General features: G+C 43.6%; 14 protein-coding genes. 13 read left to right on the top strand and 1 reads right to left on the bottom strand.

Features of this window, described 5'->3' with window-relative positions:
- Window positions 1-230 precede the first annotated feature (230 nt).
- The gene (locus tag ABDD94_RS20240; RefSeq protein WP_345953745.1) at window positions 231-2,411 is read left to right on the top strand and encodes a polysaccharide lyase family protein; all 2,181 of its coding nucleotides are present in this window, start codon (window positions 231-233) and stop codon (window positions 2,409-2,411) included.
- Between the two features lie 70 nt (window positions 2,412-2,481).
- Here the strand turns inward: ABDD94_RS20240 and ABDD94_RS20235 are convergent, their stop codons facing one another.
- Window positions 2,482-3,711, bottom strand: coding sequence for a glycosyltransferase family 87 protein (locus tag ABDD94_RS20235; RefSeq protein WP_345953744.1), 1,230 nt, complete (start codon window positions 3,709-3,711; stop codon window positions 2,482-2,484).
- A 106-nt stretch (window positions 3,712-3,817) separates the two neighbouring features.
- On the opposite strand from ABDD94_RS20235, the gene ABDD94_RS20230 reads away from it, so the two are divergent.
- The 12 genes from ABDD94_RS20230 (at window position 3,818) to hemH (ending at window position 14,177) form a co-directional block, all read left to right on the top strand.
- A complete protein-coding gene (locus ABDD94_RS20230; protein ID WP_345953743.1) occupies window positions 3,818-4,735 on the top strand; it encodes a LysR family transcriptional regulator in 918 nt (305 codons plus the stop codon).
- Between the two features lie 82 nt (window positions 4,736-4,817).
- Entirely contained in the window at window positions 4,818-5,375 is a 558-nt protein-coding gene (locus ABDD94_RS20225) for a type 1 glutamine amidotransferase domain-containing protein (RefSeq protein WP_345953742.1), read from the top strand.
- Between the two features lie 79 nt (window positions 5,376-5,454).
- Entirely contained in the window at window positions 5,455-6,927 is a 1,473-nt protein-coding gene (gene crtD / locus ABDD94_RS20220; protein WP_345953741.1) for a 1-hydroxycarotenoid 3,4-desaturase CrtD, read from the top strand.
- Between the two features lie 114 nt (window positions 6,928-7,041).
- Entirely contained in the window at window positions 7,042-7,863 is an 822-nt protein-coding gene (locus tag ABDD94_RS20215; RefSeq protein ID WP_345953740.1) for an alpha/beta hydrolase, read from the top strand.
- On the top strand, window positions 7,860-8,483 hold the full coding sequence (locus ABDD94_RS20210) for a 1-acyl-sn-glycerol-3-phosphate acyltransferase (protein ID WP_345953739.1): 624 nt from the start codon (window positions 7,860-7,862) through the stop codon (window positions 8,481-8,483). The genes ABDD94_RS20215 and ABDD94_RS20210 overlap by 4 nt, the downstream gene beginning before the upstream one ends.
- 61 nt (window positions 8,484-8,544) lie before the next feature.
- The gene (locus tag ABDD94_RS20205) at window positions 8,545-9,165 is read left to right on the top strand and encodes a 1-acyl-sn-glycerol-3-phosphate acyltransferase (protein WP_345953738.1); all 621 of its coding nucleotides are present in this window, start codon (window positions 8,545-8,547) and stop codon (window positions 9,163-9,165) included.
- A 2-nt stretch (window positions 9,166-9,167) separates the two neighbouring features.
- On the top strand, window positions 9,168-10,256 hold the full coding sequence (locus ABDD94_RS20200; protein ID WP_345950295.1) for a glycosyltransferase family 2 protein: 1,089 nt from the start codon (window positions 9,168-9,170) through the stop codon (window positions 10,254-10,256).
- The gene (locus tag ABDD94_RS20195) at window positions 10,253-10,885 is read left to right on the top strand and encodes a carotenoid biosynthesis protein (protein WP_345953737.1); all 633 of its coding nucleotides are present in this window, start codon (window positions 10,253-10,255) and stop codon (window positions 10,883-10,885) included. The genes ABDD94_RS20200 and ABDD94_RS20195 overlap by 4 nt, the downstream gene beginning before the upstream one ends.
- A 229-nt stretch (window positions 10,886-11,114) precedes the next feature.
- On the top strand, window positions 11,115-11,966 hold the full coding sequence (locus ABDD94_RS20190; protein ID WP_345953736.1) for a 4-hydroxy-3-methylbut-2-enyl diphosphate reductase: 852 nt from the start codon (window positions 11,115-11,117) through the stop codon (window positions 11,964-11,966).
- A 65-nt stretch (window positions 11,967-12,031) separates the two neighbouring features.
- Complete coding sequence (locus tag ABDD94_RS20185) at window positions 12,032-12,733, top strand: fatty acid desaturase (RefSeq protein WP_345953735.1); 702 nt, start codon at window positions 12,032-12,034, stop codon at window positions 12,731-12,733.
- 93 nt (window positions 12,734-12,826) lie between these two features.
- Window positions 12,827-13,051 (top strand): DUF4287 domain-containing protein, encoded by a 225-nt coding sequence (locus ABDD94_RS20180; RefSeq protein ID WP_345953734.1) that lies wholly within the window; start codon window positions 12,827-12,829, stop codon window positions 13,049-13,051.
- A 109-nt stretch (window positions 13,052-13,160) separates the two neighbouring features.
- Window positions 13,161-14,177 (top strand): ferrochelatase, encoded by a 1,017-nt coding sequence (hemH, locus tag ABDD94_RS20175; RefSeq protein WP_345953733.1) that lies wholly within the window; start codon window positions 13,161-13,163, stop codon window positions 14,175-14,177.
- Window positions 14,178-14,193 lie beyond the last annotated feature (16 nt).

The raw sequence follows: 14,193 nt of genomic DNA, 5'->3' as shown, positions 1-14,193 counted from the left end.
AGTTAGGTTGTTGGCGTTAACTGTTTAGCTAATTAATTGCTTATAAAAAACATAGAGATAAACTTCACGAGCAGCAGCGCTGGTACTGCATAAAGGTGTCCATTCAATCTATGTAACAATACCATAGCACAATCATAGTACAGGATAGCTAATCAAAGCAGGATATTTACATTGGTTTCTTTATAAACCAATAGCCTCTTGGCTAAATTATAACCTATTATACGCCATTTATGCAAAATAAGTACACACCAATATTGCTGGTCGCATTTGCGGTATTTTCATCATTTGTAATGATGAAGCCCAAACCTGTAGCGAAAGCAAAAGCCCGCACCGTTGCCCCGGCTGATCCACCTGTTACCGTTACCGATAATGGACCAACCTACACCTTAAGCAACGGCTACCTAACCGTGGTAGTGAACAAGCGAACCGGCGATCTTACTTCCCTCAAAACGCCCAAAACTTTAACACCCAACATTGAATTGATGGGTTACGTTTCGGGCCATCATGCCGGGTACTGGGAGCAAAGCCCGGCCCTGGCCGCTCGCGAAGTAGCCAGTATTAGCATAAACCCGGCCGATGTTGGCGGCGCTCGTGGCGAAGTTTCGGTAAAAGGATATTCGGACGGCAAATCGATTTTAGGGGCTAACCCTACGGCTGCAGGACAAGGCGGCGGTTTAATTGCCGATCTGGAAATACGTTATACCTTGGAACGCGGTGCACATGGCGTATATACTTATGCTATTTTTACACATCAGGATACTTACCCGGCAGGCTCGGTAGGCGAATCGAGGTTTGGCTTTAAACTGGCGGCCAATGTGTTCGACTGGATGTCTATAGATGAAAAGCGTAACGCCTTAATGCCAACAGGTAAAGACTGGGACGAAGGCGACGATTTGAACATGAAAGAGGCACGCCGCCTTACTACCGGTATTTATAAAGGCCGTGCCGAGCATAAGTACGATTATTCGGCCAAGCAGTCTGAAATTCCGGCTTTCGGCTGGTCGTCTACCAAGCAAAAGGTAGGTCTATATATTATCAATCCATCATTTGAGTATCTAAGCAGCGGGCCAAATCATTTTGAGCTCACAGGTCATTTGGATGATGGCGACGGCGGAGACCCAACGCTGCTTAATTACTGGAGGGGTACACATTATGGCGGCAGTCAGCTCAATTTTGCAGCTAATGAGCCTTGGACTAAGGTAGTTGGCCCTATGTTTATATACGTACCTACAGGTAAAGACCCAAAAGCGCTTTTTGCTGATGCAAAGAATACGGCTAAAGCGCAGCAGGCAGCGTGGCCTTATGCCTGGGTAAAAGGAGTGGATTATACCCCTGCTGCTCAACGGGCTACTGTTAAAGGGCGTATTGAGCTAACTGACTCGCAGGCGCCTACAGTAAAACTGGCTAATTTGTTAGTAGGATTGGCGTTCCCGGATGAACCCGAATTACCCCGTGCGCCTCGCCCCGTGAGGGCCGAAGCTGCGCCTGTGGCGGCTGTTGTTGAACCAACGCCTGCACCAGCTACGCCTGCCGACACGGCTGGCAGGTTATTGCCTAATGGCAAGCGCGCTAACCGAGGTACTTATTTGCCGCCTCGTTCGGCTAACGGCCGCCCGCCGGGCTTCAATTTTCAGCCGCAGCCGGTAAACTGGCAAACCGATGCCAAGCATTACGAATTTTGGGCCAAGGGCGCCAGTGATGGAACCTTTACTATCCCGAACGTAAGGCCCGGTACTTACCAGTTGCATGCCGTTGCCGACGGTGTTTTGGGCGCTTATGATGCTACTGCTACCATTATAGTTAAACCCGGGCAAAAGCTTGATTTGGGTACTATACAATGGAAGCCGGTTCATTTTGGTAAGCAAATATGGCAAATAGGTACGCCCAACCGTTCGGCCAGGGAGTTTTACAAAGGTGACGACCACTGGCACTGGGGTATGTATATTGAATATGCTAAGTTTTTTCCGAACGATGTGAACTTTACTATAGGCAAATCTGACCCCGCCAAAGACTGGTACATTTACCATGTGCCGCATGACACTGATTTTAAACCGGACGGTAAGGACCAGGGCCGTGCCACACCATGGACCATCAATTTTACCATGGCTAAAGATGTGCCTGTTTCGGGTAAGGCCATATTGCGTTTTGGTATTGCCGGTTCGGGCGCACGCTCATTAGGCATTACGGTGAATGGCAACGATGTTGGTCCTTTTACAGACATAGGTGGCGGTGGCGCCAGTATGATTCGCGATGGGGTGGAAGGTACATGGGTAGAGCGTGATTTTAAATTTGATGCCGCTTTGCTGAAAGCTGGTCAAAACACTATAGTGTTAACCGTGCCTGCAGGTGGTGTAGCCAACGGCATTTGCTATGATGTAATACGTCTGGAGGTTGACCCGAATGCAAATTAACCAACAAGTTTAACGAACAGCTGCAAGCTTGTATAAGTGTAATGCAAGTGCAGGCTTGTAACTGTTAAGGTTACTCTCCAGCTGTTTTTGCGTGTTTTGTAGTACCTAAGTTTAAAGCAATGATAATACCGGTAACAAATAGCATCACCAGCGTAATAAAGCTGTAATGTTTCAGGTAGTTGGTCATGGTTTGTCCTATTACGTCTTTTGTAATTAAATTTGTAAGCAGGCAAAGTATGCAGGTAAAAACCAGCAACGTTGTTCTTTTCTCTTTAAGAAGTGCAAAGAACACATAAGTGAACACAAAGCTGGTACACACATGATGATGTGCCCATACACGCCCTGGCAGTAGCAACGGAACCATAAAAATAAGGCAAAAGTCGGCAGCCGAAAAATCTTCAGATTTTTTGATATAACGGTCGTATGCAAACTTGAGGGTAATGGCTAATATACTCACCACCTGGAAAGCAAGGATTGCCAGTTTTAAAGTACGTGCTGTTAAGTGTAAAACAGGCGCTATGCCCACTTCTGCATTGCCGGTGTTTATTTTATTAAGCAGGGCTGGCACCCCCAAGCTTATGATGTTTTCATCTATTTTGCCCTTGCTAAAAGGTGCAACAAAGGCCTCGTAATAATCCTTCCAATCATTAATGCCGGTAGGGAAGCCTCGTAAAATAGCAGGTATAATTATAAAGGGCAGTGCGGTCAGGATAATTTTAGGCCAGTCTTTAGGCCCGCGTTTAATGGCTGCAAAAATGAGAAACAATACCGGTGTGATCTTAAAGAAAGTGCCCGCCATAAAAAATAAATAGCTGAGGCCAAATTGCTTACGCTGGTAATACCAAATGCCGAGCAAGGTTAGGCAAAGCACCGGCATATTGGCGTTCATCCATATAAAGTTATGCCAGTAAAATCCAATAGAAAACAGTAATGCCAACCCTAAGGGCCAGTTCATATTTTGGTTAGGGTATAACTGCTTAAATATTTTGTGTACCAGTATAAATGAGGCCAGCCATAAACCGTAGTTAATTACATAAGTAAACAGGAAAGCGGATATATGAAAAGGAAAAAAAGAAAACAAGCTAAAAAATAGCGCTGCGAAGGGTGGATACGTAAAACCACCATCAACAAGGCCGGGGGTATAAATCTTCTGTCCGCTTAAAAAATGCCCGCCAGTTTGCCAGTAAATAAAGTAATCGCCATTTACGTCGGCTTTCATACCCCGGTTGTATGATATAAAAGCAAAAGCTACCGATACAGCTATAACTATAAAAATGAGGTAGTTTTTGTTGAATCGCATGCGAGCCTGCCGGGTTAAATTAAATGTGAGGCTAAGTTAACTTATTTGCCGTTAATGCTGTTATTTGAACTTATTATTGAGTTGTACGCTGTAAAATAGCCTACTTTTGAACCTACATCATTATCCCGACATGATATCCTTTGGTCACCGTGTTTTTATAGAAGTTGCTGCCAATTTAAGTTTCTCAAAAGCAGCTCAAGTGCTATTTATTACCCAGCCTGCAATAAGCAAGCATATAAAAGCGCTTGAAGATCAATATAAGCTGCCCTTGTTTGAACGTAAGGGTAACAGCATCATGCTCACCGAAGCCGGAACCAAATTGAATGAATACTTATTGCAGGCTACCGAGATTGAACGTAAGGTGGAATATGATCTGTCGGTGCTCAGCAACCAGTCGCAGGCGGCAGGGCATTTGCGTTTAGGAGCCAGTACTACTATTGCGTTGTATATCTTGCCATCTATCTTGTCGGGTTTTCAGCGGCGTTATGCCAATGTTGGCGTACAGCTGGTTAATCGTAACTCAGAGTATATTTTAAACGCCCTGCTTAACCATGAAGTGGATGTGGGTATTATTGAGGTAGACAACAAACTTACCAACGTTACCTACCAGCCCTTTATGAGCGACGAGGTAATACCGGTTTGTTCGGCCAAAAGTTCGCTGGCCGGTAAATCCTTAACACTAAAACAGTTTGTAAAAACGCCCCTGGCTTTGCGTGAGCGTGGCTCTGGTACTTTAAATGCCTTATTGAAAGCGCTGGCCGCACATCACATTAAACCGGCCGAGCTAGCGGTGAAGATAAGATTAGGCGGTACGGAAGCTTTGAAGAATTTCTTACTGGCCGATCAGTGCCTGGGCTTTATGCCACGGCCCTCTATTGTACGGCAACTGGCCGAAGGCGATTTAGTTGAGGTGCCTGTGGAGGGTTTGGAGATTACCCGGAACTTTTACTTCATCAGGCGTAAAGGAACCGAAGATAACGGACTTACCAGTAATTTTATCAATTATGCACTGGAAAACCAGTAAATCCAAATATTGAAAACTTAAAATTTGGCCTATTGTAGTACTTATGCAGCTTATGTAAGTTGCATGAAAATGAAACAACGTTATGCCGAGTTTAGATAACCGTAAAGTAGCAATCCTTACCGAAGAAGGGTTTGAGCAGGTAGAGCTAACCAGCCCCAAAGAAGCTTTGGAGGCAGCTGGCGCCATTGTGCATATTATATCGCCACAAGGCGGAAAAATTAAAGCCTGGGACCATGACCATTGGGGCATTGAAGTGGATGTGGACAGAATGCTCAGTGATGTGAGCCCGGATGATTATGATGCCCTGGTATTGCCGGGTGGGGTTTTGAACCCGGATAAGCTGCGCCAAAATAAAGATGCAGTGGCTTTCGTATCGGCGTTTTTAGATGAAGGTAAACCGTTGGCTGCTATATGCCATGGTCCGCAAATGCTTATTGAGACGGGCATGATCAGCGGGCGCAAACTCACTTCTTACCCATCCTTGCAAACCGACCTAAAGAATGCCGGAGCCGAATGGGTTGACGAAGAAGTAGTGACCGACAAGGGTCTGGTAACCAGCCGTACCCCGGCCGACCTTGATGCGTTTAACCGCAAAACTATTGAAGAGATTGCCGAAGGTGTGCATGATGCATCTGAATAAATAACTAATCATAATAGAAAATAAAAAGGCAGAACAATAACGGTTCTGCTTTTTTATTGCTTGTAGTTTATATTTGCCCATGCCCCAAAAAAAAGCGCTTATTATTGGTGCCGGTATAGCCGGTATAGCCACCGCCATTAGGTTAGCTGTAAAGGGTTATACTATCGAAGTATACGAGGCCAACGGCTACGCAGGCGGAAAGCTGTCTGAATTTGAGCAGGAGGGGTATCGCTTCGACGCCGGTCCAAGTTTATTCACTATGCCGCAGTACGTGGATGAATTGTTTACACTGGCAGGCAAAGACCCCAGGCAGTATTTTAATTACCGAAAGCTGGATGTTGTTTGCCGTTATTTTTATCCCGACGGCATCAGTATTGACGCTTATGCAGATGCCGAAAAAATGGCCGCGGAGGTTAACCATAAAACGGGTGAGCCGGCACAGGCCCTGCAAAAGTATGCGCATAACAGCAGCCAAATTTATGCTATCACCAATCATGTTTTTTTAGAGCAGTCATTACACCGGCTTAAAACATACCTTAACCGGCGTACGGTACAATCTATACTACGTTTGTTTCAGATAGATGCTTTTAGGAGCATGCACAGGGCAAACGCAGGCTTTTTTAGAGACAAGCGCATGGTGCAGTTTTTTGATCGTTATGCCACTTATAATGGTTCAAACCCTTATCGTGCGCCTGCCACACTTAATGTAATACCTCATTTAGAGCAGCACTATGGTGCTTACTTTCCTGATGGGGGCATGTACAATATAACCCGTAGCCTGGTTAAACTGGCAGAAGATTTAGGAGTAGTTTTCAATTATCAAGCACCAGTTGATGAAATTGTATTGAACGGTAGCCGCGCCAAGGGTTTACAGGTTAAAGGTGATCTGGTAAAGGGCGATTTGGTGGTATCTAACATGGATGTATGGTTTACCTATCGCAAGCTGTTGGCCAGGTACCCGCAGCTTTTTCCGGAGAGGATACTGAATCAGGAACGAAGCAGCTCAGCACTCATTTTCTATTGGGGTATACAAAAACAATTTCCTCAATTGGATCTCCATAATATTTTCTTTAGCGATAATTACGAGGCGGAATTTAATGCCATTTGGAAGCAGCAAAGCATTTATAATAATCCCACCGTTTATCTTAACATCAGTAATAAATATGAACCGGCTGACGCCCCCGCAGGCTGCGAAAACTGGTTTGTGATGATTAATGTACCGGCCAACACCGGGCAGGATTGGGATAGCCTGATTAGCGATGCCCGGAAAAACATTATCCTTAAGTTATCTGCACAGTTAGGAGAGGACATAACCCCATGTATCGTAAACGAAAGTATACTCGATCCGCGCAGCATAGAAAGCAGGACGTCTTCTTACCAGGGTTCTTTATACGGTACCAGCTCTAACAGCCAGTTTGCTGCTTTTTTGCGGCATGCCAACCGCTCGTCTAAAATTAATAATCTGTATTTCTGCGGTGGCAGTGTTCACCCCGGCGGCGGCATTCCACTGGCGCTGCTATCGGCCAAAATTGTAAGTGAGTGGGTGGAGTAAGTTAGAGGGTATGAGAAGTGGGTGAAACTGAACACACCTGTCTATAGTTTCAATTTGTACTTTTGGACTTACAAACTTCCAGACTCACAAAAATTCCCTAACATTGCCTTAACAATGGCTTTTCTACATCTACCACAGTTAGGGCAAATTCATTATCACGAATACGGTACGGGCAGTAAACCCATGCTTGCTTTTCATGGCTACGGCATGACGGGGCGACAATTTGAAGTACTGCAAAAATCTATCTTAACCCAATACCGGGTATACAGTTTCGATCACTTTTTTCATGGGCAAACCCAGCTTAACAATTGGGCTGAGCAGCAAATACTCAACGGCATGCCCAAATCGCTAATGCGTGCCTACCTCGAAGAGTGGTTTAAGCAACATGGTGGCCAGCAGCGCATAAGTTTAATGGGGTACTCCATAGGCGCTAATTTGGCGCTGGTACTATTGGAAGATTTTGCCGAATGGGTTGACGAGATTATACTCATGGCGCCCGATGGCTTATCGGTTTATAAGGGCTTTAATTTTTTAATGCACAACCCCGCAGGTAAGTTGTTGTTTAAAACGGTAACCAAAAGTAAGTGGCTGGCACCAGGTGTGCTTAACGGATTAAAAAAGGTAAAATTTATTGACGAAAGCTTGTACAAGATAGCTTACAGTGAAATGGATACGCCGCAAAAGCGGTTGGATGTATACTATACCTTAAATCTTATCAAACAGTTACAGCCCGATGTGGTTAAGATAACCAACCGGATTAACGAGCATGGTATCAAGTGCCATCTGGTTTTTGGGCAGCATGATATGCTGTTTCCTAAAAGCTCTGCCCAGGCATTTATTAACCGGCTCAAGTATCCACAGGTGCATGAAGTGCCGATGGGGCACTGGCTGGTTACCACCCAGTTAGATGAATATTTGGTAAATTGTAAAATATGATACCCGCCCGCCGTAATAAATTATTCAGCAACTGGTTTGCCAAGTACATGCGCTACCGTATGCATAAGGCATTTAACCGCATTGTAGTGATGCCGTTTGAGCCAAAGCCCGGCCATTCCGTTTTGCTGTTATGTAATCACTTTAGCTGGTGGGATGGTTTTTTTGGTAATTACCTTGCTTACTGGCACCTAAAACGTAAGCTGTACATCATGATGCAGCATGACCATTTGCAGCAGCGCATGTTGTTTAACCTGTTCGGCGGCTTTTCTATTGAAAAAGGTACGCGCGAAATGCTCAAATCACTGCATTACGCGGCCGACTTGCTAAACGATCCCGAAAACCTGGTGGTGGTTTTCCCACAGGGCGAGTTGGTGTCTAACCATGCAACAGGTATTGTTATTGAGAAAGGTATTGAACGTCTTATAAAACACATTAAAGGCCCTTGCCAAATTGTATATTCATGCGTGTTGATAGATTACTTTGAAAGCCTGAAACCCTCTGCATTCATCCACTTGTTTGATTGCGGTGTGGCAGGAGATGTTTCGTTTGATCAGTTGGCCGAAAATATCAACGGCTTTCATAAACAGGCGTTACAAAATCAAATAAATGTAGAGCATTAGACCGCTGTAGGTAATTAACACGTTGTAATCACAACAACAGAATTGCTATCTTGCCCATGCCATGATTTACCCCAAAAACAATAGTTTCATACGTGCCTTCTTTCATCGGTATATCGGGTATATTCTGCACAGTAATTTTCAGGACTTTAATTTTAACAGTATCCAGATCGATCAGCATAAATCGGTACTGCTGCTGGCTAATCATTTTGGTTGGTGGGATGGGTTTTTATTATACTGGCTCAATCATAAACTGCTCCGGAAAAAATTTCACATTATGATACTGGAAGACACCGTACGCAAGGTGTTCTTTCTGAAATATATGGGTGCATTCTCCGTGGTTAAAAACTCACGATCTATGATCGAGTCGCTAAATTACGCCGCTCAATTGCTGGAAGATCCGCAAAACCTGGTACTGGTTTTTCCACAAGCCAGATTATATTCCAATTTTGTAAATGATGTGCATTTTGAACGCGGCTTGCTCAAGATAATGAAACAGGCGGCAGGTAAATTTCAGTATGTGTTTGCCGCAACCTTTATTGAGTACTTTCAACATAAAAAACCTACCATAAACGTTTATGTACAAAAAAGCGTTAATGAAACTGATAGTATAGAAGAGTTGAAAAATTTATATCAGCAACATTACGAATCGGCCAAACTGCTGCAAACCCAAATTGTTCTATAAACGTGATCATCGCCATTTTAATCGTCTTTTTCTTTCTGATTCTGCGCTTTGTTGTTACCCTGTTTAACTTCATATCAGACCCCAAACTGCGCAAGGTTAACCGGATGCAGGAAGAAATGGTCTCAATTCTCATTCCGGCACGTAACGAAGAGAATAATATTCTTACGCTGCTGCAGTCTATACATGAGCAGGACTATCCTAATTTTGAAGTGATTGTGCTGGATGATGATTCATCGGACCGTACATATGAAATTTGTGAGGCGTTTTGCGCTACTCATAAGCGCTTCAGGGTAATGCGCGGAAAGCCGCTGCCCCAAGGCTGGCTAGGCAAAACGTATGCCTGCCATCAACTTTCGCAGGAGGCTAAAGGGAGTTACATGCTGTTTTTAGATGCTGATGAGCAGGTGTATGATGGATTAATAAACAGTGCCGTGCATCGGGTTAAATCAAAACACCTGGCCTTGCTTAGCTTATTTACCAACCAGGATATGCGCACCCTGGGTGAGCGTACGGTTGTGCCTTTAATGCACTACTTATTACTTAACCTGCTGCCCATACGTTTAATTTACCTCACCAAAAATCCGGCTTTTGCTGCCGCCAGCGGTCAGTTTATGATGTTTCATGCTGCCTTATACCGCCAGCACCAATGGCATGAGTTATCCAAAGACCGTATAGTGGAAGACGTTGAGATAATGAAGCTGGTTAAAGCTAAAAAGCTGTATGGCGAAAGCTTGCTGGCCAATAATTTAATTACTTGTCGTATGTACACAGGTTATTGGGATGGCGTTTTGGGTTTTAGCAAAAACTTTTTAGCGCCTTTTAATTATAGCGTGCTAGGTTTTTTATTTTACCTGGTTATTATTATCGGCGGCCCCTTACTGGTCATCTCAACTTTAAATTTGCCTCTTATCTTGTTCATGTGCGGGCTCATTGTTTTAACCCGTATTATGATATCGCTGGCATCAGGGCAAAGTGCTTTATACAATAGTTTACTGCACCCTGTGCAAATGTTTACGCTGGTAGTAATTGGTTTTTATGCGATACAAAACCACCTCACCAAAAACAACGTGTGGAAAGGCCGCCGTATATGAGGTTAAGCAAAACTACAGTATCGGTCATTGTTATTATTCTTTTTCACTTTGTAGGCTTAATTGGCTTTATGGTGCCGTCATTCAGGCCTGTGTTTTCGAAACTGGTGCCGTTTCACTTACTGCTAATGTTAGCTGTGGTGTTGGTAAACCATTACAAGGCCGATTCGAGATTTTGGCGTTTTGCCTGGCTTGTTTTTGTTATGGGCATAGTTGTAGAATGGATAGGGGTGCATAAGCACTGGATATTTGGCGATTATGATTATGGAAGAACGCTGGGTGTTAAGATTTTTGATATACCATTGATGATAGGTATAAACTGGTTTCTGCTTATTTATGCTACTGGCGTGTTAATGCAAAGGAGCCGTTTGAAAAGCGCCGCCGCCCGCGTATTCCTAGGCGCTGCGCTACTCGTACTGTTAGATTTGCTGATAGAGCCTATAGCCATCAAGTTTGATTATTGGAGTTGGGCGGGCGGCGTACCAACACTAAAGAACTATATAGGTTGGTTTTTTGTAAGCACGGCGTTCTTGGGTCTTTTTGAGGCTTGCAAGATTAAGCCGCAAACCATAGTAGCACCCATATTACTGCTGGTGGAGTTTGTATTTTTTGGATTATTGCAATTAGCTTAAGTTACTTCTCAAGTTTATTAAGAAAGTTTATAGCAGACTTATCAAAATGAAGTGTTATCAATTTAAGTTGTTAACTGAGCTGCATTAAGAAATCTTTCCAAAGCGGTAAGTCCATCCATATTAATAAGATGTCCAATTTTATTGGAGATGATGGGAAGATCTATGGATGCAACAAAGCCTTCCAGGCGAGGGGATTTTACTAACATTTTATTTGTAATTTTGCAATTACATGGGAGCATATCAATTACAGGTTCAGATAGATCAGGATTCGGGGTTTTGCTTTGGCGTGGTGTATGCTATTGATATGGCCGAGGAAATACTGGCCGAGGAAGGCTACTTGTATTGCCTGGGCGATATTGTGCATAATGATGAGGAAGTTGAACGCTTGAAAGCCAAAGGTCTGCGTATAATTGACCATGCCGATCTGGTAAACCTTCATAACGAGAAAGTGCTTATACGTGCCCACGGCGAAGCGCCCGAAACCTACCGGTTAGCGTTGCAAAATAATATCACGCTAATTGATGCTTCATGCCCGGTGGTGCTTAAGCTGCAAAACCGTATCAAAACTTCGCATGATAGCAAAGAGAATATTTTAATTTTTGGTAAGCATGGCCATGCCGAAGTAATTGGCCTGCAAGGGCAGACTAATAATGAAGCTAAGGTTTTTCAGGACATTGCCGAACTGGATACCATGGAGCTGCCGCAACAAATTACGCTGTACAGCCAAACTACTAAAAGCACCGACAAGTTTTACCGCGTTAAAGAAGAACTAATTGCCCGTGGCTACGAGGTTAAAGCTAACGATACTATATGCAGACAAGTATCAAACCGCGATAAGGACTTGCCTGAATTTGTACAAAAATTTAATAAAATAGTATTTGTGTCGGGTAAAAAATCCTCTAACGGCAAGGTGCTGTTTGAGGTGTGCCGAAAACATAATCCCAACACCTACTTCATTTCGGCTCCTGATGAACTTAAGCCTGATATGTTTTTGCCCGGCGATACTATCGGTATTAGTGGTGCAACTTCAACCCCCATGTGGCTAATGGAGCAGGTTAAGGCTGAGCTGGAAAGCTATTGATAAGCTAACTCCTTAAAGGGGTAGTACCAGTCTGAACAAATACGCACAGGGCCTGTTAGTAACTCATGGAACACCAGTACAAGCTATCCAATAAAGCGCAGTCATCAGTTGGCTTAGGCGCTTTGATTGCGCTTGTAGTTATTGGTTGCTGGTTTACTTCTACCATATTACTAATGCAATGGAATATTAAATTCACCAACCCCTTGCTGTATTTATTTATCCTGTTGCAAATGCACCTATATACCGGGTTGTTCATCACAGCACATGATGCTATGCACGGTACGGTATCATCCAATAAATTTGTAAACAACGCCGCGGGCTATATCACTACCTTTTTATATGCTGCCTTTTGGTATCCGCAATTATATACCAAACATCATAAGCACCACAGCCACGTGCACTCCGATGAGGATCCGGATTATCATCACGGCAGTTTTATAGCATGGTATTTCCGGTTTATCCGCAACTATCTTTCTATCTGGCAGGTTGTTTTTATGGCAGCCCTGTTCAATTTGCTTAAAATATGGATACCTCAGGCTAATCTCATTTTGTTTTGGGTTGTCCCATCGTTGTTAAGCACACTTCAGCTGTTTTATTTTGGCACCTATCAGCCGCACAAAGGCGAGCATGATAATCAGTATCATTCGCGCACCCAAAATAAAAATCATGTGTTTGCTTTCCTTTCCTGCTACTTTTTCGGTTATCATTACGAGCATCATCATTCGCCGGGTATGCCTTGGTGGCGCTTGTGGCAAACTAAAAAATAGGTTTTGTAGCAAACGGCCATTTAAACTGTCGTACGCACGCCTTTGTTAATTTGATTAAAGCTGCTTACTTTGTGGGTACTAAAACCATGTACCATGTCATTTCAAGCTTACATCGATAATATCCAGGCAAAAACAGGTAAAGGACCTGAAGATTTTAAGAAGCTGGCCGAAGAAAAGGGGTTTACTTTAAACGGTGCTATAAAACCTGGTGTTAAAGCAGGCGATATCACCAACTGGCTAAAGGTTGATTTTGAATTAGGCCATGGTCATGCAATGGCAATTTATGCCTTACTTAAAGGGGATAAAACATATCAATAGTGACATTGATCACATTGCACCTTTCAGAGCCAGTATTACACTCACCTGACAATTTATTTTAGATATTTGCAGTCCCGAAATTGCTCCCCTTTAGGGAGTTGGGCAGTTTATGAAAAAAGGAGTTTTATTAGTAAATCTGGGTACGCCCGATAGTCCTGAAACGAAAGATGTGCGCCGCTATTTGGATGAATTCCTGATGGATGAGCGTGTTATTGATATTAATGCATTTAGCCGCACTTTGTTAATTAAAGGGATCATCGTGCCTTTCCGTGGTCCAAAGTCAGCCAAATCATACAAGGAGATTTGGACGGAGGAAGGGTCGCCGCTAATGGTTTACACGGTCAAATCTGCTAATTTGCTTAAGGCACGTTTAGGTGATGAATATCATGTAGAAATGGCTATGCGCTATCAAAATCCGTCTATCCAGTCGGCTTTGGATAAATTACGTGCTGCACAGGTTACTTCTATTCAGGTTATTCCATTGTTTCCGCAGTATGCCTCAGCCTCAACAGGTTCGGTGCAGCAAAAGGTAATGGAAATTGTAAGCAAATGGCAGGCAATTCCCACCATTAGCTTCCTGAATTCCTTTTATGATAATGAACTGGTAATTGAGGCCTTCGCCCACAATGGAGCCAAACATAAGCCTGAAACTTACGATCATATATTATTCAGTTTCCACGGGTTGCCACAACGGCAAATGATTAAAGCCGATGAAACCAAACAGCATTGTTTGAAAGTGGCTAACTGCTGTGATACCATCACCGGTGCTAACCGCTTTTGCTATAGCGCCCAATGCCACGCTACCGCCCGTTTAATAGCCGAAAAATTAAATATTCCTAAAGAGAAGTATACGCTTACTTTCCAGTCGCGTTTAGGGCGCGACCCTTGGATGCAGCCTTACACCAGCGAGGTAGTTGCAGAAATGGCCAAAAAAGGTATTAAGAGAATGCTCGTATTCTGTCCTGCCTTTGTAGCCGACTGTCTGGAAACCGTATTTGAAGTATCAGAAGAATATAATGAAGAATTTAAAGCGTTGGGTGGAGAGCATATTCAATTGGTTGAGAGTCTAAACGATTCGCCGCTTTGGATCGATGCCCTGGAGCAAATGGTAAGATCTGGTAAATAATTTACAGTGTCTCTTC

Origin of the sequence: Mucilaginibacter sp. PAMB04168 (assembly GCF_039634365.2) — a bacterium.
Classification (GTDB): domain Bacteria; phylum Bacteroidota; class Bacteroidia; order Sphingobacteriales; family Sphingobacteriaceae; genus Mucilaginibacter.
This window is presented reverse-complemented; position numbering and strand designations above follow the sequence as displayed.